At 66.6% G+C, this 22,222-nt stretch carries 29 protein-coding genes and 1 tRNA gene; 12 read left to right on the top strand and 18 right to left on the bottom strand.

Features of this window, described 5'->3' with window-relative positions:
• Nucleotides 1-58: 58 nt before the first annotated feature.
• From DFR41_RS21435 to DFR41_RS21455, 5 genes are all read right to left on the bottom strand, one after another.
• Nucleotides 59-865: a M90 family metallopeptidase gene (locus DFR41_RS21435; protein WP_017758091.1), complete on the bottom strand. Its 807-nt coding sequence runs from the start codon at nucleotides 863-865 to the stop codon at nucleotides 59-61.
• 8 nt (nucleotides 866-873) lie between these two features.
• On the bottom strand, nucleotides 874-1,644 hold the full coding sequence (locus DFR41_RS21440; protein WP_114804204.1) for a UDP-2,3-diacylglucosamine diphosphatase: 771 nt from the start codon (nucleotides 1,642-1,644) through the stop codon (nucleotides 874-876).
• A gap of 80 nt (nucleotides 1,645-1,724) precedes the next feature.
• Nucleotides 1,725-2,237 carry a peptidylprolyl isomerase gene (locus tag DFR41_RS21445; protein ID WP_017758093.1) on the bottom strand — a complete coding sequence of 171 codons (513 nt, stop codon included), beginning with the start codon at nucleotides 2,235-2,237 and terminating at the stop codon, nucleotides 1,725-1,727.
• Between the two features lie 41 nt (nucleotides 2,238-2,278).
• Nucleotides 2,279-2,866, bottom strand: a complete 588-nt coding sequence (locus DFR41_RS21450; RefSeq protein WP_017758094.1) for a peptidylprolyl isomerase — start codon at nucleotides 2,864-2,866, stop codon at nucleotides 2,279-2,281.
• A gap of 83 nt (nucleotides 2,867-2,949) precedes the next feature.
• Complete coding sequence (locus DFR41_RS21455; protein WP_114804205.1) at nucleotides 2,950-3,540, bottom strand: tetratricopeptide repeat protein; 591 nt, start codon at nucleotides 3,538-3,540, stop codon at nucleotides 2,950-2,952.
• Between the two features lie 204 nt (nucleotides 3,541-3,744).
• Here DFR41_RS21455 and cysS point away from each other — a divergent pair, with 204 nt between their 5' ends.
• From cysS to DFR41_RS21470, 3 genes are read left to right on the top strand one after another with little or no spacing between them, the layout of a single operon-like run.
• The gene (cysS, locus tag DFR41_RS21460; RefSeq protein WP_114804206.1) at nucleotides 3,745-5,124 is read left to right on the top strand and encodes a cysteine--tRNA ligase; all 1,380 of its coding nucleotides are present in this window, start codon (nucleotides 3,745-3,747) and stop codon (nucleotides 5,122-5,124) included.
• 27 nt (nucleotides 5,125-5,151) lie between these two features.
• On the top strand, nucleotides 5,152-5,802 hold the full coding sequence (locus DFR41_RS21465) for a DNA-3-methyladenine glycosylase family protein (RefSeq protein WP_017758096.1): 651 nt from the start codon (nucleotides 5,152-5,154) through the stop codon (nucleotides 5,800-5,802).
• Nucleotides 5,803-5,819: 17 nt separating this feature from the next.
• The gene (locus DFR41_RS21470) at nucleotides 5,820-6,800 is read left to right on the top strand and encodes an acetyl-CoA carboxylase carboxyltransferase subunit alpha (RefSeq protein WP_114804207.1); all 981 of its coding nucleotides are present in this window, start codon (nucleotides 5,820-5,822) and stop codon (nucleotides 6,798-6,800) included.
• A gap of 57 nt (nucleotides 6,801-6,857) precedes the next feature.
• Here the strand turns inward: DFR41_RS21470 and DFR41_RS21475 are convergent, their stop codons facing one another.
• The gene (locus DFR41_RS21475; protein WP_017758098.1) at nucleotides 6,858-7,109 is read right to left on the bottom strand and encodes a DUF1232 domain-containing protein; all 252 of its coding nucleotides are present in this window, start codon (nucleotides 7,107-7,109) and stop codon (nucleotides 6,858-6,860) included.
• Between the two features lie 102 nt (nucleotides 7,110-7,211).
• On the opposite strand from DFR41_RS21475, the gene tilS reads away from it, so the two are divergent.
• From tilS to DFR41_RS21490, 3 genes are all read left to right on the top strand, one after another.
• Entirely contained in the window at nucleotides 7,212-8,258 is a 1,047-nt protein-coding gene (tilS, locus tag DFR41_RS21480) for a tRNA lysidine(34) synthetase TilS (RefSeq protein ID WP_244917826.1), read from the top strand.
• Nucleotides 8,259-8,354: 96 nt separating this feature from the next.
• Nucleotides 8,355-9,623 carry an aspartate kinase gene (locus tag DFR41_RS21485; RefSeq protein ID WP_114804209.1) on the top strand — a complete coding sequence of 423 codons (1,269 nt, stop codon included), beginning with the start codon at nucleotides 8,355-8,357 and terminating at the stop codon, nucleotides 9,621-9,623.
• 71 nt (nucleotides 9,624-9,694) lie between these two features.
• A tRNA-Ser gene (locus DFR41_RS21490) sits at nucleotides 9,695-9,787 on the top strand.
• Nucleotides 9,788-9,881: 94 nt separating this feature from the next.
• Here DFR41_RS21490 and DFR41_RS21495 read toward each other — a convergent pair.
• From DFR41_RS21495 to DFR41_RS28225, 10 genes are all read right to left on the bottom strand, one after another.
• Nucleotides 9,882-11,099: a tyrosine-type recombinase/integrase gene (locus tag DFR41_RS21495; protein ID WP_114804210.1), complete on the bottom strand. Its 1,218-nt coding sequence runs from the start codon at nucleotides 11,097-11,099 to the stop codon at nucleotides 9,882-9,884.
• Nucleotides 11,048-11,260, bottom strand: a complete 213-nt coding sequence (locus DFR41_RS21500) for an excisionase (protein WP_114804211.1) — start codon at nucleotides 11,258-11,260, stop codon at nucleotides 11,048-11,050. The genes DFR41_RS21495 and DFR41_RS21500 overlap by 52 nt, the downstream gene beginning before the upstream one ends.
• Nucleotides 11,261-11,270: 10 nt before the next feature.
• Nucleotides 11,271-11,690 (bottom strand): DUF4406 domain-containing protein, encoded by a 420-nt coding sequence (locus tag DFR41_RS21505; RefSeq protein ID WP_114804212.1) that lies wholly within the window; start codon nucleotides 11,688-11,690, stop codon nucleotides 11,271-11,273.
• 49 nt (nucleotides 11,691-11,739) lie between these two features.
• Complete coding sequence (locus DFR41_RS21510) at nucleotides 11,740-12,555, bottom strand: DNA-methyltransferase (protein ID WP_211322636.1); 816 nt, start codon at nucleotides 12,553-12,555, stop codon at nucleotides 11,740-11,742.
• Nucleotides 12,552-12,857, bottom strand: coding sequence for a hypothetical protein (locus tag DFR41_RS21515; protein WP_114804213.1), 306 nt, complete (start codon nucleotides 12,855-12,857; stop codon nucleotides 12,552-12,554). The genes DFR41_RS21510 and DFR41_RS21515 overlap by 4 nt, the downstream gene beginning before the upstream one ends.
• Nucleotides 12,854-13,210 carry a hypothetical protein gene (locus DFR41_RS21520; protein WP_114804214.1) on the bottom strand — a complete coding sequence of 119 codons (357 nt, stop codon included), beginning with the start codon at nucleotides 13,208-13,210 and terminating at the stop codon, nucleotides 12,854-12,856. Before DFR41_RS21520 ends, DFR41_RS21515 begins: the two co-directional genes overlap by 4 nt.
• A 36-nt stretch (nucleotides 13,211-13,246) precedes the next feature.
• Nucleotides 13,247-15,505, bottom strand: coding sequence for a replication endonuclease (locus DFR41_RS21525; protein ID WP_244917827.1), 2,259 nt, complete (start codon nucleotides 15,503-15,505; stop codon nucleotides 13,247-13,249).
• 11 nt (nucleotides 15,506-15,516) lie between these two features.
• A complete protein-coding gene (locus tag DFR41_RS21530; RefSeq protein WP_114804215.1) occupies nucleotides 15,517-15,789 on the bottom strand; it encodes a hypothetical protein in 273 nt (90 codons plus the stop codon).
• A 54-nt stretch (nucleotides 15,790-15,843) separates the two neighbouring features.
• Nucleotides 15,844-16,365 (bottom strand): hypothetical protein, encoded by a 522-nt coding sequence (locus DFR41_RS21535; RefSeq protein ID WP_114804216.1) that lies wholly within the window; start codon nucleotides 16,363-16,365, stop codon nucleotides 15,844-15,846.
• Between the two features lie 103 nt (nucleotides 16,366-16,468).
• Entirely contained in the window at nucleotides 16,469-17,146 is a 678-nt protein-coding gene (locus DFR41_RS28225) for an ogr/Delta-like zinc finger family protein (RefSeq protein WP_170159437.1), read from the bottom strand.
• A 191-nt stretch (nucleotides 17,147-17,337) separates the two neighbouring features.
• Here DFR41_RS28225 and DFR41_RS21545 point away from each other — a divergent pair, with 191 nt between their 5' ends.
• A complete protein-coding gene (locus DFR41_RS21545; RefSeq protein WP_114804218.1) occupies nucleotides 17,338-17,622 on the top strand; it encodes a hypothetical protein in 285 nt (94 codons plus the stop codon).
• Between the two features lie 158 nt (nucleotides 17,623-17,780).
• Here the strand turns inward: DFR41_RS21545 and DFR41_RS21550 are convergent, their stop codons facing one another.
• The gene (locus DFR41_RS21550; RefSeq protein WP_114804219.1) at nucleotides 17,781-17,999 is read right to left on the bottom strand and encodes a hypothetical protein; all 219 of its coding nucleotides are present in this window, start codon (nucleotides 17,997-17,999) and stop codon (nucleotides 17,781-17,783) included.
• Nucleotides 18,000-18,048: 49 nt separating this feature from the next.
• On the bottom strand, nucleotides 18,049-18,267 hold the full coding sequence (locus DFR41_RS21555; protein ID WP_114804220.1) for a hypothetical protein: 219 nt from the start codon (nucleotides 18,265-18,267) through the stop codon (nucleotides 18,049-18,051).
• Between the two features lie 43 nt (nucleotides 18,268-18,310).
• Here DFR41_RS21555 and DFR41_RS21560 point away from each other — a divergent pair, with 43 nt between their 5' ends.
• From DFR41_RS21560 to DFR41_RS27490, 5 genes are all read left to right on the top strand, one after another.
• A complete protein-coding gene (locus DFR41_RS21560; RefSeq protein WP_114804221.1) occupies nucleotides 18,311-18,568 on the top strand; it encodes a hypothetical protein in 258 nt (85 codons plus the stop codon).
• 294 nt (nucleotides 18,569-18,862) lie between these two features.
• Nucleotides 18,863-19,201 carry a helix-turn-helix domain-containing protein gene (locus tag DFR41_RS27785; RefSeq protein ID WP_170159438.1) on the top strand — a complete coding sequence of 113 codons (339 nt, stop codon included), beginning with the start codon at nucleotides 18,863-18,865 and terminating at the stop codon, nucleotides 19,199-19,201.
• Nucleotides 19,202-19,289: 88 nt separating this feature from the next.
• Nucleotides 19,290-19,658 carry a helix-turn-helix domain-containing protein gene (locus DFR41_RS21570; RefSeq protein WP_114804222.1) on the top strand — a complete coding sequence of 123 codons (369 nt, stop codon included), beginning with the start codon at nucleotides 19,290-19,292 and terminating at the stop codon, nucleotides 19,656-19,658.
• Nucleotides 19,659-19,858: 200 nt separating this feature from the next.
• On the top strand, nucleotides 19,859-21,337 hold the full coding sequence (locus DFR41_RS21575; RefSeq protein ID WP_211322637.1) for an AAA family ATPase: 1,479 nt from the start codon (nucleotides 19,859-19,861) through the stop codon (nucleotides 21,335-21,337).
• Nucleotides 21,334-22,188 carry an HNH endonuclease gene (locus tag DFR41_RS27490; protein ID WP_147284408.1) on the top strand — a complete coding sequence of 285 codons (855 nt, stop codon included), beginning with the start codon at nucleotides 21,334-21,336 and terminating at the stop codon, nucleotides 22,186-22,188. The genes DFR41_RS21575 and DFR41_RS27490 overlap by 4 nt, the downstream gene beginning before the upstream one ends.
• The last annotated feature ends 34 nt before the right edge of the window (nucleotides 22,189-22,222 follow it).

Genomic DNA, 22,222 nt, shown 5'->3' on the forward strand with positions numbered 1-22,222 from the left:
TCGAAGCGGGCGCGACACCCGCGGCAACCTGCGGGCGGCTCCTGCGGGCCTCTCGCGCTCAGCGTTGACGGTCGTTGGCGAGGAAGAACGCGTCGAAGGCGGACGCCAGGCCGCTGAACTCCTGGATGAAGCGCGCCCGGTCCACGAAGTAGGCTTCACAGGCGACGGCGAAGAACTCCGCCAGGGACGAGGCCGCGTAGTCGTCGAGCCAGGGCGGCTCTCCCCCGAAGCGCTCGGCCACTATGGCCTGCTCGCGGAAGCGGTCGTAGGCAGGTTGCAGCGCGGCCAGCCAGCGTTCGCGGGCCTGCAGCGCCGTCGTGCTGCCCATGAAGCCGATCGGCAGTGGCGGGCAGCCGTCCACCTGCCCGTCGCGCATGTCGATCTTGTGGGCGAACTCGTGGATCACCACGTTCAGGATGGGGCCCGCCTGCGTGCCGGCGGCGCCTTCGGCCACATGCGGCCAGCTCAGCATCACGGGGCCGTGCTCGCGCGCCTCACCGATGATGGCCTCGTCGTACTCGTGCACCACGCCGGCCTCGTCCACCAGGGTGCGCCGCGTGGACACCTCGGAGGGCACGACGACGATGCCGACGAAATCGTCGTACCAATCCAGGTCGCCCGGCAGATGAAGCAGCGGCAGCACGGCCTGCGCGGCGATGAGCAGCGCAACGTCGTCGGTGATGGTGAAGCCCAGCGCGCCGTGGAATTCCTTCTGCTGCAGGAAGCGTGCACTGAGTTCGCGCAGCCGGGCGCGCTCATCCCTGGTGCGGGTGGCGAGGAAGGGCAAGGCATCCAGGACGCTCTGCCACGCCGGTTCGGGAATCTCGGGAGGGGGGCGCAGCCCGCGCAGCCAGCGTCCCAGCATGGGCGGGATCAGCGCAGATCGACGCGTTGCGCGCCGGTCGCGGTCAGGCACAACACCTGGGCGCGAGGAGGTGAGGCGGCCACGTCCCAGTCACTCAGGACCAGCCGCTCCAGGCCGTCGCCCAGGTCGTGTCGGCCCGGCTTGTGGGTATGGCCGTGGATCAAGGTCTGGGCGCGTGCGCTGCGCAGCCAGGCGACGGCCGCATCGGCATCGACGTCCGCCCAGACGGCGCGCGGATCGGCCTTGCGCGATTCGCTCTGCGTGCGCATGTGGCGGGCAAGGGCGCGGCGCTCCTGCAGAGGCCGCGCGAGAAAGTCCTGCTGCCACTCCAGGCTGCGCACCTGCGCGCGGAAGGCCAGGTATTCGTGGTCCTCCAGGCAGAGCAGGTCGCCGTGGCTGAGCAGCCAGCGCCGGCCATGCAGCACCAGCACCAGGGGATCGGGCACGCGCTTGATGCCGGCCTGGGCGGCAAAGCCCTGGCCGAGCAGAAAGTCGCGGTTGCCGGCCATGAAGAAGATCGGCCGGCGCGCCGCCGCTTCCTTGAGCCAGGCGGCGCAGTCGGCCTCGAAACCGGGCTCGGAGGCGGCATCGTCGCCCACCCAGACTTCGAACAGATCGCCCAGGATGAACAGGGCGTCGGCCGGCGAGGTCTGCAGGTACTGCCGCCAGGCCAGGAGGGTCTCCGGCTCGGCAGGATGCAGGTGCAGGTCGGACAGCAGGTCGACCGTGCGCCACTCGGGCGGCGCGAGGAATTCGGTGAAGGCGGCCTGCGCGGTCATCGATCAGGCGCGGGGCGCTCAGCCGCCATGCAGGCGAGCGGGTCCGCGTACGGGCCGGTTGCGTGCATGCCGCCTTGCGATCACTCGGCCAGGACGGTGGCCTTTTCGATCACCACGTCGTCCGCGGGCACGTCGTCGTGGAAGCCGCGGCGGCCCGTCTTGACCTTGCGCAGCTTGTCGACGATCTCCGTGCCCGAGACGACCTTGCCGAACACGGCATAGCCCCAGCCCTGCTGCGACGGCGCGGTGTGGTTGAGGAAGTCGTTCTTGGCGACGTTGATGAAGAACTGCGCGGTGGCCGAATGGGGCGCGCTGGTGCGGGCCATGGCCACGGTGTACATGTCGTTCTTCAGGCCGTTGTTGGCCTCGTTGGTGATCTCGGCGCCGGTGGGCTTCTGCTTCATGCCGGGCTCGAAGCCGCCGCCCTGGATCATGAAGCCGTCGATGATGCGATGGAAGATGGTGTTGTCGTAGTGGCCCTGGGTGACGTAGGCCAGGAAGTTCTCGACCGTCTTGGGCGCCTTCTCGGCGTCCAGCTCGATGACGATGGGACCGTGGTCCTTGATGGAGAGTTCGACTTTGGGATTGCTCATGGGGGCTCCTGGAGAAAGGGGAGGGCGCTCGCGGGGCGGGCTTACTTCAGCACCGTGGCGCTGCGGATGATGACGGGCTCGACCGGCACGTCGCGCATCGGGCCCTGGGCGCCGGTGGGGACAGCGCGGATCTTGTCGACCACGTCCATGCCCGACACCACCTTGCCGAACACGGCGTAGCCATGGCCGTCAGGATTGGGCGCGTTGAGCATGTCGTTGTTCTTCACGTTGATGAAGAACTGGGCCGTGGCCGAGTTCGGGTCGCTGGTGCGGGCCATGGCGATGGTGCCGCGGTCGTTCTTCAGGCCGTTGTCGGCCTCCAGCGCGATCGGTGCACGCGTGGGCTTCTGGCGCAGGTCGGGCGTGAAGCCGCCGCCCTGGATCATGAAGCCATCGATGACGCGGTGGAACACGGTGCCGTCGTAATGCTTCTCCTGCACGTACTGCAGGAAGTTGGCGACCGTCTTGGGTGCCTTGGCCGCATCGAGCTGCAGCACGATGTCGCCGGCGCTGGTGGCCAGCTTGACGCGCGGCGCAGCGGCCTGGCTCCAGGCAGCAGTGGGCACGGTGGCGGCCGCAGCCAGGGCCAGCAGCCAGCGGCGGGTGAAGAGGGTGGAATGGGAAAACATCACGCAAAAACTCCCTGCGAGGTCACGGAAAGGGATAGGAGCGACCGTGGGCCCGGCGGTTCCGGCCGGGCGCCGATGGTGCATCAGCGGGCGATGCGCCGCTGCTCGGGCGTGGCCGCGGGCAGCTTGCCGTTGGCGGCATTGCCGGTGCTGTCCACCAGCTGACGCACCAGCGCCAGCTTGGGCGCGACGCTGGAACTGGTCGATGCGAAGGATTGTGCGCGGTTGTACTGGCGCGCAGCCAGGCGCACATAGACGTCGCCCAGGTTTTCGTGCGCGACGGCGTAGTTGGGGTTGAGGCGCAGGGCGTTGTCGAGCGCGTCGCGCGCCTTGTCGAGCTGGCCCTGGGCGGCATAGATGACGGCCAGGTTGTTGTAGGGCTCGGGCAGTTCGGGATAGTCCTGCGTGAGCTTGACGAAGGTGTCGGCCGCGTCCTGCGGCTTGCCTTGTTCGCTGAGGATCACGCCGCGCAGGAAGCGCATCTGCGGGTCGCGCGGATTGCCGGCGATATAGCGGTCGGCCTTGTCGAGCGCCTCTGCGGCCTTGCCCGCGCGCAGCAGCGCGTTGACGTCGGCGTAGTCGTCGGCCAAGGCCGTGCCGGCCCCTGCGACCAACAGGCAGGCCAGGGCAGCGCGGAGCAGGGAGTGGGCGACGGGGGATGCGGCGTGCGTCATGAAGCGAGTGAGGCCGGACCGCGAGTGCGCCCCGGCGTGGTTGGATGCGGCAGCCCCCTCGGAAAAAGGCGCTGCGCAGGGGCCGTTTATACTTGCCGGATTGTAGCCACGGGTTGTCCGAAGCCCTTGGCAGTGTGCCCGCGGCGGCGCATGATCGACCCCCCAGGCCGGCGCCACCTTTCAACGGCGCCCATTCCGATTTCCATGACCCTGCGTATCTACAACACGCTCACGCGTGCACTGGAGGAGTTTTCGCCGCTGGAGGCGGGCCATGTACGGATGTACGTGTGCGGCATCACGGTCTACGACTTCTGCCATGTGGGTCATGCCCGTTCGATGATCGCCTTCGACGTGGTGCAGCGCTGGTTCAAGGCCCGCGGCTGGCGCGTGACCTACGTGCGCAACATCACCGACATCGACGACAAGATCATCCGCCGCGCGGTGGAGAACGGGGAGACGCTCAAGGCCCTCACTGGCCGGATGATCGACGCGATGTACGAGGACACCGACGCGCTGGGCGTCGAGCGGCCCACGCACGACCCGCGCGCCACCGACTACATCCCCCAGATGCTGTCGATGATCGAGACGCTGGAGCGCAAGGGCCTGGCCTATCGCTCGGCCGAGGGCGATGTGAACTACGCAGTGCGCAAGTTCCCGGGCTACGGCAAGCTGTCGGGCAAGTCGCTCGACGAGCTGCATGCCGGCAATCGCGTGGCCGTGGCCGAGGGCAAAGAAGACCCGCTCGATCCCGTGCTCTGGAAGAGTGCCAAGTCCGCCGAGCCCGCCGAGGCCAAGTGGGAGAGCCCCTTCGGCACTGGCCGTCCCGGCTGGCACATCGAATGCTCGGCCATGGCCTGCGACCTGCTCGGCGAGACCTTCGACATCCATGGCGGCGGTGCCGACCTGCAGTTCCCGCACCACGAAAACGAGATCGCGCAGAGCGAAGGCGCCACGGGCAAGACCTTCGCGATGAAGTGGATGCACAATGGCTTCATCAACATCGACAACGAGAAGATGTCCAAGAGCCTGGGCAACTTCTTCACCATCCGCGACGTGCTGAAGAAGTACGACGCCGAGACGCTGCGTTTCTTCATCGTGCGCGCGCACTACCGCAGCGACCTCAACTACAGCGATGTGCACCTGGACGATGCGCGCAACGCGCTGCGCCGCCTCTATACGGCACTCGACGGAGTTCCGCCGGTGGAGGTGGCAGAGATCGATTGGCAAGATCCCCATGCCGCGCGCTTCAAGGCCGCCATGGACGAGGACTTCGGCACGCCCGAGGCGGTCGCCGTGCTCTTCGAACTGGCTGCCGAGGCCAACCGCGCCCGTTCCTCACAGACGGCGGGGTTGCTCAAGGCGCTGGCCGGCACGCTGGGCCTGCTGCAGACCGAGCCGCGGGCCTACCTGCAGGCCGGTGCGGGGCTCGACGACGCAGCCATCCAGACGCGCATCGCGGAGCGCGCCGCCGCCAAGGCCGCCAAGAACTTTGCCGAGGCCGACCGCATCCGCAACGACCTGCTCGCCCAGGGCGTCGTGCTCAAGGACGGTCCCGCGGGCACCACCTGGGCCGCGGCCCAGTAATCGGTGGACACGACGGCAACGCTGGCCATGGCTGCACCGCGCCCGCAGGATCCGCAATTCATCACGCCCGACTATTGGGAGGAGGCCTGCCGCCACCTGGTCAAGAAGGACCGCGTGATGCGCCGGCTGATCCCGCAATTCGGCGATGCATGCCTTCAGTCGCGCGGCGACGCCTTCACCACGCTGGCGCGCAGCATCGTGGGCCAGCAGATTTCTGTGAAGGCCGCGCAATCGGTGTGGGAGCGCTTCGAGAAGCTGCCGCGCCGCATGACGCCCGCGAACGTGCTCAAGCTGAAGGTGGACGACATGCGTGCGGCGGGCCTTTCGGCGCGCAAGGTGGAGTACCTGGTCGACCTGGCGCTGCACTTCGACGGTGGCACCGTGCACGTCGACGCCTGGAAGGACATGGCCGACGAGATGATCATCGCGGAGCTCGTGGCCATTCGCGGCATCGGCCGGTGGACGGCGGAGATGTTCCTCATCTTCCACCTGCTGCGTCCCAACATCCTGCCGCTGGACGACGCCAGCCTCATCGCCGGCATCAGCCAGCAGTACTTCTCGGGCGACCCCGTCAGCCGCAGCGATGCGCGCGAAGTGGCCGTCGCCTGGGCCCCTTATTGCAGTGTGGCCACTTGGTACATTTGGCGCTCGCTCGAGCCCCTGCCCGTGGCCTATTGACTTCACAGGAGTAGATCTTGGCAAAACGTAGCTTCCTCGACTTCGAGCAACCCATTGCCGAACTCGAAAGCAAGATCGAAGAACTGCGCTATGTGCAGAGCGAATCGGCGGTCGACATCTCGGAAGAGATCGACCAGCTCGGCAAGAAGAGCCAGCAGCTGACCAAGGAGATCTACAGCAGCCTGACGCCGTGGCAAATCACGAAGATCGCGCGCCATCCGGAGCGGCCCTACACACTGGACTACGTGAACGAGATGTTCACCGACTTCGTGGAGTTGCACGGCGACCGGCATTTCGCGGACGATCTGTCGATCGTCGGTGGCCTCGCGCGTTTCAATGGCATGCCCTGCATGGTGCTGGGCCACCAGAAGGGCCGCGACACCAAGGAACGCACGGCGCGCAACTTCGGCATGAGCAAGCCCGAGGGCTACCGAAAAGCGCTGCGCCTGATGAAGACGGCCGAGAAGTTCAAGCTGCCGGTCTTCACCTTCGTCGATACGCCGGGCGCGTATCCCGGCATCGATGCCGAGGAGCGTGGCCAGTCCGAGGCCATCGGCCGCAACATCTTCGAGATGGCGCAACTGGAGGTGCCAATCTTCACCACGATCATCGGCGAGGGCGGCTCCGGCGGTGCCCTGGCCATCTCGGTGGCGGACCAGGTGCTGATGCTGCAGTACTCGGTATATTCGGTGATCAGCCCCGAGGGCTGCGCCTCCATCCTCTGGAAGACCGCCGACCGGGCGCAGGACGCGGCGGACGCGCTGGGCATCACGGCGCACCGTCTCAAGGCGCTGGGCCTGGTCGACAAGATCGTCAATGAACCGGTGGGTGGTGCGCACCGCGACCATCGGCAGATGGCGTCCTTCCTCAAGCGCGCGCTGACCGAGGCGGTGCGCCAAGTGGTGGACCTCAAGCCGCGCGAACTGCTAGATCGTCGCTATGAGCGCATTCAGAGCTACGGGCGCTTCGCCGACACGAAGGTTGACGCCGGGCGCTGAGTTCCGAGTCCACGCGGAGAAGTGTGGCTCCGCTTCGCATGCGCGCGGCTATGCGTGTCACCGTCGACGTGTTGCACCGCGCGCTTTGAGCGCTTCGCTCAGTCCGGGCGGCAGCAGCTTCTGCGACAGCCGCAACAGCAGGAACACCACGATGCCGTCGTCCAGCCAGCCCAGCAACGGCACGGCATCCGTGATCAGGTCCAGGGGGCTGATCAGGTACGCCGCCGCAGCGAGCACGGCCAGCTTGGCACCCCACGGCGAGCGCCCGTCGCGCAGGACGACCCAGGCCAGCAGGAGCTCCTTGCGCATCGCCCACCACAGTCGTCCCAACTTCCACATTCGGCAACTCCTCGGTCCGGGTGCGGCCGGCGCGGGAATGCGGCGGCCATGAACGCGGTTGGAGCGCCAGGGGTGGCAGGGGTTCCCCCGGGTGACGTCGAGGCAGCCGTCGCCGCGCTCACGCCACGCCTGCCGCTGGGCGTCGCCTTGAGCGGCGGTGCCGACTCGACAGCGCTGCTGGTCGCCTGTGCGCGCCGTTGGCCAGGCCAGGTGGTGGCGCTGCACGTCAATCACGGGCTGCAGGCGGCAGCCGATACCTTCGAGCGCCATTGCGCCGCGCTTTGCGAACGCTGGCAGGTGCCGCTGCGGGTGGGGCGGATCGACGCCCGAGCGCAGGCCGGCGAAAGCCCGGAACAGGTGGCGCGGCTGGGGCGCTATCGGGCACTGGCCAAGCTGGCCAGCGCGGAGGGTGACTTCGTCCGGAGCGCGTCGGGCGAGGCCAAGGCCGCGGAACCTGCCACGACCGGCGACCGGCATCGCGCCGTGCAGGACATCGTGCTGGGTCACCATGCCGACGACCAGGTCGAGACGCTGATCCTCGCCCTGTCACGCGGTGCCGGCCTGCCGGGCCTGGCCGCCATGCCTCGGACGGCCGAGCGTGCGGGTCTGCGTTGGCACCGGCCCTTTCTGGACTTGCCGGCCAACACCTTGCGCGCTTGGCTGCGCGCCCGCGGCGAAGCGTGGGTCGACGACCCCACCAACGCCGACTTGCGCTACACGCGCAATCGCATCCGCCAGCAGGTGCTGCCCGCGCTGGCCGCCGCCTTCCCGCAGTTCCGCGAAACCTTTGCCCGCAGTGCGCGCCACGCGGCCCAGGCGCAGGAACTGCTGGCCGACATCGCCCGTGCCGACCTGGACCAGACGGGCACGCCACCCCGCATCCGCGCGCTGCAGGCGCTGCCGCGAAGCCGGCAGGCCAATGCACTGCGGGCCTGGCTGGCGCAGGCCGCCGGCCGCGCGCCGGCGGCCCGGCAGATCGACGAGCTGCTGGACCAGATCGCCGACTGCACCACGCGTGGCCACCGCATCCATCTCAAGGCTGGCAGCGGCCAGGTGGTGCGCGAAGGCGACACCCTGCGTTGGTACAATGGCGCGCCCTTGCCGAAGCACCCGCGCTGAATGGCATCCGGGCCGCCACCGCGCAGGCCATTCCCCAGGCCCGCCGTCCCGGGCGACGCCGACCAGGCGACTCACTTTTCTTCCGACATCTCACCCATGGCATTGATCGTTCACAAGTACGGCGGCACGTCGATGGGCTCGACCGAGCGCATCCGCAATGTCGCCAAGCGCGTCGCCAAATGGGCGCGCGCGGGCCATCGCATGGTGGTGGTCCCCAGCGCCATGAGCGGCGAGACCAACCGCCTGCTGGGCCTGGCCAAGGAGCTGGCCCCAGCCAAGCCCACCACGCCCTACAACCGCGAGCTGGACATGCTGGCCGCGACCGGCGAGCAGGCCTCGTCGGCCTTGCTGGCCATTGCGTTGCAGAGCGAAGGCGTGGAAGCCGTGAGCTACACCGGCTGGCAGATGGGCGTGCAGACCGACAGCAGCTACACCAAGGCCCGCATCGAGCGCATCGACGACGAGCGCGTGCGTGCCGACCTGGACGCGGGCCGCGTGGTCGTCGTCACCGGCTTCCAGGGCGTGGACGAGCTGGGCAACATCACTACGCTGGGCCGTGGCGGCAGCGACACCTCGGCCGTGGCCATCGCCGCCGCCATGAAGGCGGACGAGTGCCTGATCTACACCGACGTCGATGGTGTCTACACCACCGACCCGCGCGTCGAGCCCGATGCGCGCCGCCTGGCCAAGATCAGCTTCGAAGAGATGCTGGAGATGGCCAGCCTGGGCTCCAAGGTGCTGCAGATTCGCTCGGTGGAATTCGCCGGCAAGTACCGCGTGCCGCTGCGCGTGCTCTCCAGCTTCACGCCCTGGGACATCGACATCAATGAAGAGGCCGTGTCCGGCACTCTGATCACCTTCGAGGAAGACGAAACCATGGAACAAGCCGTCGTGTCCGGCATCGCTTTCAGCCGCGACGAAGCCAAGATCTCCGTCCTGGGCGTGCCCGACAAGCCGGGCATCGCGTACCACATCCTGGGCGCCGTGGCCGACGCCAACATCGAGGTGGATGTGATCATCCAGAACCTCTCGAAGGACGGCAAGACCGATTTCAGCTTCACCGTGAACCGCGCGGAGTTCGCCCGCACGGTCGACCTGCTCAAAACCAAGGTGCTGCCCACCCTGGGCGCCGCCGACATCGTGGGCGACACCAAGATCTGCAAGGTGAGCATCGTCGGCATCGGCATGCGCAGCCACGTCGGCGTGGCCAGCAAGATGTTCCGCGTGCTGAGCGAGGAAGGCATCAACATCCAGATGATCTCCACCAGCGAGATCAAGACCTCGGTCGTGATCGACGAGAAGTACATGGAACTGGCCGTGCGCGCGCTGCACAAGGCCTTCGACCTGGACCAGCCTGCAAATTAATGCGCAACGCGCGCCGTTCGGGGTCGAACGGGGCAGATTCGATGGCATAATCATGGTCTGCCTAGCGCACTGGAAACGTGACCGAGTGGCCGAAGGTGCTCCCCTGCTAAGGGAGTATGGGGTGTAGAGCCTCATCGAGGGTTCGAATCCCTCCGTTTCCGCCAAGCCCTTCGCATAGAAAGCCGTTGATCTTCAACGGCTTTTTTCATTTCTGGCTGGCCGGCTGCTGCCGCTAGTCCCAAATTTGTCCTAAATCGATCAATCCGGGGGCTCCGCGCCCTCCGTCGAACGGGCCAGCGTCGCATTCAACGCTGCCAGGTTCGCACCCCGGTCGGCTGACGGAATCCACTTGGCGTAGTCGCGCATCATCACCTGCACAGAGTGCCCATGCTGCATGGCCACCCAGACAGGATTCGCGCCTGCCATCAGTGCGATGGTGACGCTGGTGTCGCGGCATTCCTTCGGCGGGCGGTAGCGCACGCCGGCCTCCGAAACCGCCTGCACCCACGCACGGCGCTGCGATTGCTCGTCGACGTAGGCCGCTTCCGTGCGTGGATTGAAGAACACCTCTGCAGCGTGGGCCGAGGTTCTGGCGTGCTGCCGCAGCAGCACACCCAGCGCGCGATGGTTCAGCTCAACGTGACGCTCCACATGCGTTTTCGTCCTTGCCTTGTCCTCCGTCAGCACGCGCGCGCGGTGCACGCGCATCGTGCCGGCCTTTAGGTTGACGTCCTCCCATCGCAGTGCAATCTGCTCGCTGGGCCGCATGCCGGCGAAGAACGAGAACTCGAAGTAGTCGGCCATCACGTCGCCATGCGGCGCCATGGTCCGTAGCGCTTTGAGAATCGCCTCCACTTCGGCTGGTGCAAACGGGTCGGGCCGTCCCTTCTGCGTCTTCTGGTTCTCGATGCCCTCGGTCGGATCGCGCAGGTTCCTCATGTGCCGGCAGATAAGGCCGAACACTGCGCGCAGAGGGATCATGATGTTGTTTTGTGTCTTGCGGCTCAGCCCCTTGATCGTCTTGCCGGTGTTCTCGTCGAAACGGTCGGCGCTCAATTTCGCCAGATGCTTGAGGATGGCCAAGTGCGTCACCTGCTCCGGCAGCAGGTGGCCGAAGCTGGGCAGCCAGTACGCCTTGAGGTGGCGTACGTAGATGGCCAGCGTCGAATGCTCCAACGAGCGCGACGAGATCTGTTGCCATGTCAGCGCCCAATCGCCGAGAGTCTGGCCCGCGCCTTCCTCGGCGGGCTGCATCTCCTGCGCGTAGCGGTAGTCGGGAAAGTGGTCTTGGATTCGGAACGCGCCGCGCGCGATCAGCGCCATGACTTCGATCCGCACGCGCGCCGCGTGCTTCAAATTGGCTGCAGTGGGCTTGAGCGGAAGCGTGGGAGCGATCTGCTTGCCCTGCCACTTGAAGCGAACCTCTATGCGGCCGCCTTTTGGTCGAACCCCGCCTGATGTCGGCTTTCTACCCATTTTGTGTATTCCTCCATGTCGATATGAATGCAGCCGTCCGGTGCGCGGCGGTAGTGCTTGCCCTCGATCCACACGCCGCGGTGGATCTTGGTTTCCACCGCGCGGGCGGTGTAGCCGGTCTCGGCGACGAACTTGACGATGCGGACGTAGCGCGTGGTCATTGCGGTTCCCTCATGCGGCGTGCGTCATGTCCAGGCCCAGCGCGAAGGCTGTGTCGCGCTCGATCAGCGCGCCGGCGCTGCGGCTCCAGCCGGGCAGCAGGTGGATGCGGCCGCAGGTGGCCAGCTGGCCCAGGGCCAGGACCATGTAGCCCTCCCAGCTGCCGCAGCTCGGCGCCGGGTTCTCGGCGGGGTTCTCCACGTGCAGGCCCTGGGCGCGCAGGCGCGCGGCCTCTTCGTTGAAGGTGCGGTAGTTCAGGCCGGGCAGTCCGCTCATGGGGCCGGCGACGTAGATGCGCGTGGTGGCCGGGCGGCTGTGCTCTTCGCGCGCGGCGATGCGCACGGAGAGGGACTCCAGCAGCTCGGGCGCGCGCGATTCCAGCAGCGCGCGCAGCGTCTTGAGCAGGGACGGGTGCAAGGGCAGGGTCTTCATGGTGTGTGACAGCGTTGAGGGAAAGGGAAAAGGCGAAAGGCAGGACGGCTCATCCCGTCAGCTCTTGTTGAGCGAGCGGAGCGGGGAGTACGGGCGGCGGCAGCAGAGGGCGCTGCGCCTGGGCATGCGCGATGCGCCGGCAGGCGATGTCGAAGTAGTGGTCCGTCAGCTCCATGCCAACGAAGGGGTACCCGTGGCGCGCGGCGGCCACGCCGGTGGATCCGGAGCCCATGAAGGGGTCCACGATCACGCCGCCCGGCGGCACCACACGGACGAGCTCTTCCATCAGCCCGGTGGGCTTGCCGGTCATGTGGTGCTTCTCGCGCGGGTTCACGCGCTCGCGGATCAGGCCGGGCCACGGGCCGCCGTGCGTGGCGATGGGCAGCGGGCCATTGCTGCCCCACACCACGTATTCGCACTGGTGGCGGAAGTAGCCCTTGTGCGGCGCGCGGGAGGACTCGGTCTTGTCCCACGGCACCAGGCCGCGCCACACGAAGCCGCCGGCCTGCAGCGCATCGGTGAGCGCGGGCAACTGCCGCCAGTCGGTGAAGACCATCACGTAGCCGCCGGCGCGCACCTTGGGCTGCAGCATGGCCAGCCACATGCTGACCCAGAAGGCCCAGCTGCGCGCGTCGCGGTTGTCGCCGCTGAATTCGACGTTGTGCGCCGCGTCCTGCGGCGTGCCGTCGTGCACGTACTTGGCGGCCGTGCTCTGCATGCGGTCGCCGCGCACCATGCCGCCGCTGCTGTAGGGCGGGTCGGTGATGACGGCGGCCAGATCGCCCTGCAGATCCTGCAGCACCTGCGTGCACTCGCCGCGGTAGAGGGTCGCGTTGCCGATGACCACTTTTCGAATGCCGCTCATGCCCGCGCACGCTCGAGCGCATGCTCGGCCTCTGCCTGCGCCAGGCGCTCGGCGCTGATGAACGGCGCGAAGGTGGCCAGGTCGGGCCGGTACACGCGCCGGCCGGCGATCACGCTGGGGCAGGCCAGTGCGTCGAAGGCGCCGGGCCGGTATGCGCCGCTCGGCAGCAGCTCGGCACCGGTGTAGGCGCCGCCCGTGCGCGGTGCCGGTGGCGTGCTGCAGAACATCGTCCGCACGATCTGCTCGCGCAGCACCAGCGAGGGCAGGCGGTAGCGGTGGCGCTGGTCGATCTGGCGCGTCATCGGGTGGCCACCTTGGGGACGGGGAACAGGGCCAGCGTGCGCGTGTCGGCCGGCGTGGGCAGCCGCGGGAACATGAGCGGCCCGCGGCGTGGCCGCTCGGCGCTCGTGCCAGGTGCGGCAGCGGTAGCCGGCGCCGAGCCGCCGCGCGCTGCAGGCACAGCGGCCAGCGCGGGCGCCGGCGCCACGTCGGCCGCTGCGGCCTGCTGCGCGCGCTGCTGCTCGCGCTTGAGCCGCGCGAAGGTCTTGCGGATGTCGGTCGCGCTCGATGGCGTGTAGACGCTGTCGACGCGCACCTTGTGCGCCATCGGCGGCGCGAAGGGCCGGCAGGGCTTGGGGGTGGTGGGAGTGGTCATGCTGTGAACTCCAGGGGTGGGGAAAGGGGGCATGCGTCAGGCCTCCAGCGCCTCGGCCATGCGGTGCTCGGCGCGCAGGCGCGCGGCGACGCCGGCCAGGGTGTTGGTGGCGGGAAAGAGGGGTGCCTCGGGCACGGCGCGCACGCTGCACGGCGGCACCCAGGTGGTGCCAGGCAGCGGGGCGGGGCGGTTGGGGGTGGTGGCGGGCCGGATCGGCGGCGGAGGCTCGATCCAATCGCTGTCGTGGGGCGCTTGCCAGGCCTCGCCAGCGTTCAAAAGCTGCCTCAGCGTGTCGCCCGTGAGGCGGGCCGTACAGTTATTGAAACAAGTCCAAGCGGGCGGCAGAGCCGCCCGATCCGGGAGCGGAATCACCGGCCGGCCACGCCGTATCACCGTGCGCTCGTCCTGCTTGCGCGCGGCCTCGGCCGCAGCGTCGGCCGCACCCTGGCCGGCTGCATCGCCATCGACCACGGCCGTGGCTTCGTCTTGCGCGGTGCCCTCGGCGTTCTCCGCATCCTCGGGCCGGGGCTCCATCACCGGCACATGCGCGATCGGCAGCCAGCCCATGCGCCGGCTCACCAGCCAGCGCCCGCACATGCGCCCGCGCTGCGCCACCAGACCCACCAGCCGGCCCACCTTCACCTCGTCGCCGTAGCGGTTGCACTGCCCCGGCTCCACATGCCGGAAAGCGCAGCGCAGGTGCCAGGCCGTGCGCCGCAGCGCGTGGCCGCCCATGGCTTCCATGAACAGGCGCCAGTCCGCCCGCAGCGCCCCGCGCCGGTGGCAGGCCTGATGCGCGCGCACCGTGTCGCGGTCGCCCTCGCGCTGGAACAACTCCAGCTGATCGGCCGTCACCCGCCGCAGCTCGCGCCACACCGTCACGCTCGGCATGCCGAAGGTCTGGAACTGGCGGATGCCCCAGGTGGCCGCCCACGCATCCACGCGCTGGTGCCCCGCCGCGCCGCCGTGCTGCTCGGCCGCGGGCTCGCGCGCGTCCTTGGGCTCCCATGGGCCTAGGTCCATGGTCAGCTGCTGGCCATCGGCCACGTCCAGGTGCTCGGCCAGCGCCACGTGGCCCACGCTCTTGGCGATGTACTTGGCCACGTAGCCGGCCGCGCCGCCGCGCACCATGCGCTTGACGTTGATGCGGTTGGCCTGCGCGCCGCGCTCGTCGCCGTCCTCGCTCAGCCAGTAGTGGCGCACCACCGCCTCGATGGCCTGGGCGCCGGCCTCGTCCTCGGCCCACACCAGCATGTGCCAATGCGGCGTGGCGTCGTGGTGCGGCTCGGCCACGCGCAGGCCGTACATGCGCACGCCCGCGCGCTGCAGGGCCGACCGCGTCTTCTGCCACTTGTCGCGCAGCCACAGTTGCCCCTCGCGCGGCGTGGCCCCGCAGAACTTGGGGTTCGGCCGGCTGCGCCCGCCCACCTGCCGCATCGCATGAAAGCGGCTGGGCAGCGTCAGCGTGACGAACAGGCCCACATGCGCCCGCGCGTCCGCATAGTCCTCGGCGCCGCGGATGCGCGTCATCAGCTCGCCGCCGCGGATCACCGGGTTGGCCGTGCCCAGGGCCACCAGCTCGTCCAGCCGCCACACCTGGCCCGCCTCGTTGCGCAGCAGCGATCCGCGCAGCGCCTCGGCATTGCGCGAGAGCTGCGCGCGTCGGCGCGCCAGGCCGTCCTGGCTCACGTAGCCGCCGCGGCCCACATGCACCAGCCCCAGGCGCACAGCGCCGGCCTCCACCGCGCGGGCCACATGCGTGCGCAGCCGGCGCCGCCACCACTTGGGGCACTCGGCGCGGGCAATGGCCGGCTCGCCGTCGATGGGCTTGTCCTCATACACGCCCACGCGGCGGACGAAGGTGCGCACCTCGTCCAGCCGCTCGGGCAGCGTGGCGCCAAAGTGCCGCATGCGCTCCTGCTTGCGGCGCACGTCCTCGGCCAGGCGCGCGGCCAGATCGCGGATCTCTTCATCGGCCAGGTTCCAGCGGCCCGCGCCGCCGAACTCGTCCTCGAAGTCCGCCACCGCCTGCAACAAGTCCCACGCCTGCGCCCACTCGGGCGGCTGCTGCAGGGCCTGCTCCAGCGGCTCGCCGGCCTGCATGAGCGGCGGCGGGGCATAGGCAAAGCGTCGTTCGATGGCCGCCTTCCAGCCCGCCGGCGCGCAGGCCAGCACCCGGGCCATGTGCTCGTCCACATGGGCCAGCCGCGGCGCGTTGGCGCGCCAATCGCCAATGCCGCCGGTGGGCAGCTCGCGGGCGATGGGCGACTTGGCCTGGGCGCGAAAGCGTTGCACCGTGCGCGCCCCTACACCCGCGCCGCCAGCGCCCGCAGTCGGGCCAGCGTGGGCACGCCCTGGCGCACCACGGCGCGCACCGCCTCGCGCTCGGCGGGCGGAACTTCGGTCCAGGCGCGCACGGCCAGGCCCTGCAGCACAGGCGACACCTGCACCTCGCCCACGCCGGCCAGCATCAGCAGCACCAGCCGCAGCTCCAGCGGCAGCGCGGCCCACTCGCGGCTGGCCGCGTCGTTGAACCGGCCGCGCGTGGCCAGGGCCACGAACTCGTCGCGCAGCTTCATCAGGTGCTTTCGCGTAGGGGCGTCAACGTGCCGCGTCTTGCTCGCGCCCACCCCTCAGGCCTCGGTGCGCATGGCCGCGGCCGTGCCCATGGGCCGGCCCACGTCGTTGGCCGGGTGGTGCCCCTCGGTCGCCGCCGTCACATGGCCCTGCTCGCAGGCCTCGGCCAGCCACTCGGGCGGCACGTAGGCATGCACGTGCGCATGCCCGCGTTTGAAGATCGCCTCGCTGTCATAGCGGCCCACCGCCTCGCCTTGCTTGGCCCACACCACCTTGAAGCCCAGGCGCAGCAGCGTGGCCGCCACCGTGGCGCCGTGGCCGTCGCCAAACAGGCCGGTGCGCAGCGTCACCGTCTCAGGCAGATCCAGCACGCGGCGGTAGGGCCGCAGCTCGGCCAGGTCCACATGCACGCGCTGCGCGGCCAGCGCGTCGAGCAGCTCGTCCAGCACCGGCAGCTTGGTGCTGATGCGGCGGATGTCGGCCAGGCGCGCCGCATGGCGCTCGTGCTCGTGCTTGAGCACCTGGGCCAGCGCCGTGCTGGTGGCGGGGGTGGAACGGGTTCTGGTGGCGGTGCGCATGGTGTTCTCGGCAGAAAAAGAGCGAACGAATCCCCGCGCCCCCGAAGGAGCGCGTTGCGAACAGAAGGAAGGGGAGGAAGGGGAAGGGGGCGAAGCGCCCCGGTCAGCCCGGCGGCGCCTGCGCGCTGGCCTGCAGCAGCGCCTGCAGCTGGCCCAGCCGCACATGCGGGCTCAGCGGCAGCACCACCTCGGCACAGGGCAGGGAAGACAGCGACAGCGTGCGCACCACCTCCAGCTGCGCCACATAGGCGTGGCGGCAGCGGTGGTTGCGGCAGCGGTACGTCACCTCCCGCAGCGTGCGCGACAGTTCGCGCGACGCCACGGCAATGGCCCCCGCCTGGCAGTGCGGGCAGCGGATGGTGATGTAGCGGTAGCGGCTGCGCTCGGCCGCGTCGTCAGCCTCGGCATCGGCCGCCGTGCCCCATAGCGCGCCGCCCATCGACGGCGCGGCCGGCCAATCGGCCAGCGGGCGGGCCAGCTCGGCCAGGTAGTCGGCCTCATCGTCCGCATCGCACTCGCTGGCCAGCAGCGCCGCCTGCACCGGCGCGCGGCGTACATGCGCGCTCACCGGCAGGGCCACCAGGGGCGAGGGCGTGCGCGACGGCTCCAGCGTGCGCACCACCTCCAGCCGGGCCGCGAACACGTGGCCGCAGCGGTAGTTGCGGCAGCGGTAGGCAATCTCTCCCACCGTGCGCGACAGCTCCTCATGGTCTTCCGCCGCCGACTTGCCCAGGCAGTGCGGACAGCGGATCGACAGGCGCATGTAACCGCCTTCGCTCATGCCGCCGCTCCGGCCACTTTCGGGTGACGAAAGTGAGACTTTTGGGGCATTGGAAGGGCGGGCCCCTGCGCACATACTCGACCCGCGCCTGCAAGCCACAACGCCACCGCAGAAGGCGGGCACAGGGAGGCGCGACACAGAAACCGGCCCACATACCGCAACAGGGCCGCCTCGCAACCGGAGAGCAGGCGATGGAGAACGAGCTGATCGATGGGGCAGAACCGCTGCCCGACGACAAGGCCATAGTGGCCGCGCTGGAGCCCAAGGCCAAGCACATGATCGACCTGGGCTGGCCCGCCATGGTGGCCGGCGTGCGCAACCACCGGGGCGTGGTGTACCGGCGCATCACCGTGCACGGCTTTGGCCAGCTCGTGACCGTGGGCAACGTGCTCGGCCAGTTCGGCCTGGTCAACGAGCTGAAAGACATGGGCGAGATGCGCGACGGCTACCGGGCCATCTACTCGCGGCCAGCGTAGCCAGGCCTGCGCCGGGCAGCGGCGGGCGGCTTGGCCGGCGGCGCGGATCAGCTCGATGGCCGTGGCGGCGTCGTCGGCCGCGAGTGGCAGCGGTAGCGGCAGCGGCCGGCGCGTGGGGACGGGTGCAGGCGCGGGGGCGGGGGCAAGGGCGGACGGAGTCACGCGCTGTCCTTCATGACGGGGTCGTTGGCGGCCTGCTGCTGCATGCGATCCGGCTGCACGCTCCACCGCACGCACTCGGCCATGGCCAGGTCGCGCAGCAGCGTAGCGGGCTGAATGCCCAGCTGGTCGCACATGCGGCGCCAACGCTGCTCTTCGTAGTCGTCGAGCCGGGTGGAAATGCGGTGATGGCGCACGCGTTTGGGATCGGGGTACATCGGCAGGCCTCGGGCGGGGCGGTGGGGGCGAATGAGGGGGCGCGTGCGCTCAGGCGCGGGTCTGGGCCAGGGCGGCCTGATCGGCCTTGAAGCCGGCCACACCGCGGCGGTACATGGCGCGCACGAAGGCGGAAACCTTGCGGTCCTCCTGCGCGGCCAAGCGCTTGGCTTCTTCGAGGTCAGCCGTGCTCATGCGGCAGTAGACGAGGCGGTCCAGGCCGCTTTCGGTGGCGGTGGCGATTTCAGCGGCAGGCGCGGAGGTGGTCATTTACGATGCCTTTGTTTGTTGTGACAGCAGGGATGGAAAAAACATGAAGCACAGCACGAACACAGCGGTGAACTGGCCCGTCTTTCAAGCGACCGCCGCCCTCTATGGGGGCTATGTGGCGGCCGGCAAGCAGTCCGTTTCGGGGCTGGGGTTGGCCGAGCGGGTTGATCGCTCGTTCATCCAGCTCTATCGGGTGATGGAGCAACTGGCGGAGCGGATCGAGCGGGAGAACGCAGCGCCCGCCAACTGCAGCGCGCCGAAGCGCTCGGCGCCCCCTGCAGCCTCCGGCACCGCCGGCTGATCCGGTAGCGGCAGCCGCAGGCCCCAGCCGATGCGCGCCCGCGGCGGCGCCGGCCCCAGGACAGATCGCGGGCGCCGGCTTCGGCGATCCACTCCGGCTCCCAGTTGCTCGGCTTCGCGCACCAGGCGGCGAGCGCTTGCCGCCGCAGCGGCGAGTGGCCTGGGGTCCATCCAGCAATAGGACGGTATGCCCCTTGGTGGGTCGGTGGCGCACATATACGATGTGTACGGTTGTCTGATTGATGCGGCATTCTGGTGGTCAAAAACCGGACTGTCAACGTGATTTGGTGGATGAATGCCGGATTTTTCTTCGCGGCTGGTGGAAGTGCGCAAAGACCGAGGGCTTAACCAGGCGGAGTTCGGCGCGCTTGGTGGCGTGACCAAGGACTCCCAGCTCAACTACGAGAAGGGCGTGCGCAAGCCTGACGCCGCCTATCTGGAGGCGTTGGCTTCAACGGGGGTAGACGTGGGCTACCTCATCACTGGCCAGCACAGCGGCGCTGCACTGACGGCCGATCAGGCCGCGCTGCTGCGCGCCTACGCCGGCGCGGACGAGGACGCGCGTGCCGCGCTGCGGCTGCTGGCCGAGCGCGTGGGTGGAACCGTCGCCATCGGACGGAAGGGGGAGGGGTGACTGCGAGTGAGCATGTACGCTTCTTTCTCTTGTCGTGTGATGTGTGACAGGAGTGGATGTTGAGCATTTTCGTGCTCATCGTCAAGTCATGAGCGAGTCTTTTAGTGCTCGAAACGGTGCGATTTTGCGCGCCGAGCGGGAGAGGCTGGGGCATTCCCAAGAGAGTTTTGCGGAACTGCTGGGCGTCAGCCGGGGGATGCTGAGCCGGTACGAGCGCGGCGTGGCCGAGCCTGGCGCGTCGGTGCTGATGCACTTGATGGCCACGGGCGCGGACGTTGCCGCCGTCCTTGGCGGTCGGCCGGCAGCACCCGCTGAGCACGCCAGTGCTCGCACGCTGACGGCCGAGCAGGAGGCGCTGCTGGACAACTACGAGAACGCGGACGAAGAGGGGAGGGCTGCGGCCCGGAGGGTACTTTCTTCGCTCGCGCAATCGAACGCGGCTCGCAAAGCCGCTTAGCGTGGGGTGGTGGCTCTACGGGGTCGCCGTTGGGGGATGGGCGTGGTGGGGACGGAAGAGCACTTTTTCGCGGTCACTATTGGCGGGGGTGAGCCAGTGGTTAGGTGCCTGAGTGCGCGTCCTCCTGGCTCGGGCGAGTCCCAGCAAGTCCACGCAATGGAAATTAATCCTTCTTAGGGCTCTCAAGAGAGGTTGGAATCATGAAATTTATGTGTTTCAGAGAGGGTGAAAATTTTCCGCGAGTGGTTAAGCCATATGTGTTTTTGGTCCACGATAATTGGGACGATTTCGGGTACAAGGTCTCTTTTAAAGTATTTGTAACCGATGGAATCGCAAGAAAAGCTATTGGCACTATAAAGATTCTTCAAAAAATAAGTGAGCGAAAAGAGTCCTTCAAAGTGGCCTCTCAAACTGAGTTGCCTGAGCGATTCGACAAGCTATCGGATGACTACATTTCGCTGGGACAGGAGCGCTCATACTATGAGGAGATGCGCAAATTTTTTGACAGTGAAGCCGACGTAGCTCTAAATTCACTTCGAGACATCGCCTTGCTACCGAGGCGTTCCCAGCCATTCGAGCCGACATCCGCCTATCGGAATGCGTTAATGCGTCACAACAGTGCACAGCGTGCGAAACGTTTTGGCGCAGCTTGGGCGCGGGGGGAAGATCCACAAGAGCAGGTTAGCTTTACATATGCAGGAAAAATAGACGGTGCAGAAATGCAAACTATAGGCCGTTTTGACTTTGATGAAAACGATGAGCTACCTGGCCGAGTAGTCGCAATTATCGGAAGAAATGCGTCCGGGAAAACTAACTACATTGCTTCATTAGCTGCGGATCTTGCCTCCACCCGTCGCACTTCCGGTACGGTATGGCAAGAGCGCGAAAAAAGATTTACTGAAGGCCGCCCTCTCTTCACTCGCGTACTTGCAGTGTCTTATAGTGCTTTTGATAACTTTAAAAGACCCCGAGTGGATGAACGAAGTAGTTACGTATATTGTGGTATAGGGGGAGAAAATTCTCACCAATTCGATCTGACGCGCCGATATATAGAGAATCGGGAAAGAATAAGACAAATCGGTCGCCAAGGAGAGTGGCGCAGGTACATCCAAGACGTCATAGAATCCGACAATCCAGATCATCTAAGCGATGATTTCTTTGTGCTTGAAAACTCAAGTATGGAAACTCAGACGCATTTATTGTCTCTTCTAAGCTCTGGACAGGCGATATTTATTCATTTTATTACCGCTCTTTTGGCGTGGCTTGAGCCTTACTCACTCGTCGTTTTTGACGAGCCCGAGACGCACCTACATCCTAATGCAGTAGCCAATCTATTTTTAGTACTTTCCTCTCTCTTGGACAAATACGATTCTTTTGCGATTATTGCAACGCACTCTCCTCTTGTTGTCCAAGAGGTTCCGGCTAAGCGAGTATTGGTTTTCCGTAGAACGGGCAACATAACGGAAACGGAGACACTTGGCCTTGAGAGCTTCGGGGAAAGCATCTCCGAAATCACCAAACACGTTTTCGAGACTGTTGAGGTGGACAGCGTTTATAGAAGGACGCTGAGGAAACTTGCCCGAAAATATCCATTGGAAGAGGCGCTCGGAAAGTTTGACACGGGATTGAGCATAAATGCAGAAGCATATCTTCTGGCCCAATATGGAGCTCGCCGATGAGATCTTTGGTGAGGCTGGGCGTGGAACCTTTGAGCTACATCGACAGGTATATTGCGATCCGTGATAGCAAGCACCATGCGACGCGCGCTCGCCTGGTTGAGTTACATCCTCTCATTGTCTCGCGATACGATGCCTACGAGCTGGCTTTAGGGCTGGACGCTTTGGATGGCTTCGAGAGCAACGAAGATGCAGTGGCCGACGGCAATATCTTGCGTTCTTGCTATGCGATTGCAACTCAGGCTCTACTCGCTCTTAAAGAGGATATCAAAGCCGCGCAGCCCGAGCGCCTGCTTAGTCTTTGCCCGATGTGTGGAATAACGCTCCCCAATACGTTTGATCACTACCTTCCGGCTATAGATTTTCCTGAATTGTCGGTCCATCCTATTAACTTGGTTCCTTGCTGTAGCACATGCAATACAAAGAAAGATAGATATTGGATTACAGACGAGGGGGAAAGATTATTTATTAATTTTTATTCAGATCTCATCCCTGACACTCAATTCATTTTTGCGCAACTAATTACAAGTCCGCAGATTAAAAGCGTTGGAGTGAATTTTTACCTAAACAGGCCCGACGGTGTGGAGCAAGAGGTCTGGTCGCTCGTTGAACGCCACTTCAACCGACTTCATTTGCTTGACCGCTACTTGGAAAATGGCAACACGGAGATTTCCAACCTACTCGAAGCCTGCAGTTCTCACCTTGCAGCGGGTGGGGTTGATGCAGGACTATTCTTGTCACATATCGGAAGGAGCCAAGAGCGAATATTTGGAAAGAACCACTGGACTGCCGTGCTTGCCCATGCGCTAAGTGTGCGGCAAGAGTTGAACGAGTGGATCGAACGCGTTTCCTAGCACGGTGGGCGTGTCTAATGGCAGGGCTCAAAAT

The organism is Pseudacidovorax intermedius (assembly GCF_003350475.1).
In the GTDB taxonomy this organism is placed as follows: domain Bacteria; phylum Pseudomonadota; class Gammaproteobacteria; order Burkholderiales; family Burkholderiaceae_C; genus Xenophilus; species Xenophilus intermedius.

What these genes read in the sequence shown, in the direction of transcription:
- DFR41_RS27785 (WP_170159438.1), top strand. Translation starts at nt 18,863, where the DNA reads ATGCCGGATTTTTCTTCGCGGCTGGTGGAAGTGCGCAAAGACCGAGGG.
- DFR41_RS21520 (WP_114804214.1), bottom strand. Translation starts at nt 13,210, where the DNA reads ATGACCACTCCCACCACCCCCAAGCCCTGCCGGCCCTTCGCGCCGCCG.
- DFR41_RS21495 (WP_114804210.1), bottom strand. Translation starts at nt 11,099, where the DNA reads ATGGGTAGAAAGCCGACATCAGGCGGGGTTCGACCAAAAGGCGGCCGC.
- DFR41_RS21575 (WP_211322637.1), top strand. Translation starts at nt 19,859, where the DNA reads ATGAAATTTATGTGTTTCAGAGAGGGTGAAAATTTTCCGCGAGTGGTT.
- DFR41_RS21510 (WP_211322636.1), bottom strand. Translation starts at nt 12,555, where the DNA reads ATGAGCGGCATTCGAAAAGTGGTCATCGGCAACGCGACCCTCTACCGC.
- DFR41_RS21530 (WP_114804215.1), bottom strand. Translation starts at nt 15,789, where the DNA reads ATGAAGCTGCGCGACGAGTTCGTGGCCCTGGCCACGCGCGGCCGGTTC.
- DFR41_RS21465 (WP_017758096.1), top strand. Translation starts at nt 5,152, where the DNA reads ATGGCTGCACCGCGCCCGCAGGATCCGCAATTCATCACGCCCGACTAT.
- DFR41_RS21455 (WP_114804205.1), bottom strand. Translation starts at nt 3,540, where the DNA reads ATGACGCACGCCGCATCCCCCGTCGCCCACTCCCTGCTCCGCGCTGCC.
- DFR41_RS21545 (WP_114804218.1), top strand. Translation starts at nt 17,338, where the DNA reads ATGGAGAACGAGCTGATCGATGGGGCAGAACCGCTGCCCGACGACAAG.
- DFR41_RS21445 (WP_017758093.1), bottom strand. Translation starts at nt 2,237, where the DNA reads ATGAGCAATCCCAAAGTCGAACTCTCCATCAAGGACCACGGTCCCATC.
- cysS (WP_114804206.1), top strand. Translation starts at nt 3,745, where the DNA reads ATGACCCTGCGTATCTACAACACGCTCACGCGTGCACTGGAGGAGTTT.
- DFR41_RS21555 (WP_114804220.1), bottom strand. Translation starts at nt 18,267, where the DNA reads ATGACCACCTCCGCGCCTGCCGCTGAAATCGCCACCGCCACCGAAAGC.
- DFR41_RS21570 (WP_114804222.1), top strand. Translation starts at nt 19,290, where the DNA reads ATGAGCGAGTCTTTTAGTGCTCGAAACGGTGCGATTTTGCGCGCCGAG.
- DFR41_RS21505 (WP_114804212.1), bottom strand. Translation starts at nt 11,690, where the DNA reads ATGAAGACCCTGCCCTTGCACCCGTCCCTGCTCAAGACGCTGCGCGCG.
- DFR41_RS21440 (WP_114804204.1), bottom strand. Translation starts at nt 1,644, where the DNA reads ATGACCGCGCAGGCCGCCTTCACCGAATTCCTCGCGCCGCCCGAGTGG.
- DFR41_RS27490 (WP_147284408.1), top strand. Translation starts at nt 21,334, where the DNA reads ATGAGATCTTTGGTGAGGCTGGGCGTGGAACCTTTGAGCTACATCGAC.
- DFR41_RS21515 (WP_114804213.1), bottom strand. Translation starts at nt 12,857, where the DNA reads ATGACGCGCCAGATCGACCAGCGCCACCGCTACCGCCTGCCCTCGCTG.
- DFR41_RS21535 (WP_114804216.1), bottom strand. Translation starts at nt 16,365, where the DNA reads ATGCGCACCGCCACCAGAACCCGTTCCACCCCCGCCACCAGCACGGCG.
- DFR41_RS21500 (WP_114804211.1), bottom strand. Translation starts at nt 11,260, where the DNA reads ATGACCACGCGCTACGTCCGCATCGTCAAGTTCGTCGCCGAGACCGGC.
- DFR41_RS21485 (WP_114804209.1), top strand. Translation starts at nt 8,355, where the DNA reads ATGGCATTGATCGTTCACAAGTACGGCGGCACGTCGATGGGCTCGACC.
- DFR41_RS21550 (WP_114804219.1), bottom strand. Translation starts at nt 17,999, where the DNA reads ATGTACCCCGATCCCAAACGCGTGCGCCATCACCGCATTTCCACCCGG.
- DFR41_RS21450 (WP_017758094.1), bottom strand. Translation starts at nt 2,866, where the DNA reads ATGTTTTCCCATTCCACCCTCTTCACCCGCCGCTGGCTGCTGGCCCTG.
- DFR41_RS21475 (WP_017758098.1), bottom strand. Translation starts at nt 7,109, where the DNA reads ATGCGCAAGGAGCTCCTGCTGGCCTGGGTCGTCCTGCGCGACGGGCGC.
- DFR41_RS21560 (WP_114804221.1), top strand. Translation starts at nt 18,311, where the DNA reads ATGAAGCACAGCACGAACACAGCGGTGAACTGGCCCGTCTTTCAAGCG.
- DFR41_RS28225 (WP_170159437.1), bottom strand. Translation starts at nt 17,146, where the DNA reads ATGAGCGAAGGCGGTTACATGCGCCTGTCGATCCGCTGTCCGCACTGC.
- DFR41_RS21435 (WP_017758091.1), bottom strand. Translation starts at nt 865, where the DNA reads ATGCTGGGACGCTGGCTGCGCGGGCTGCGCCCCCCTCCCGAGATTCCC.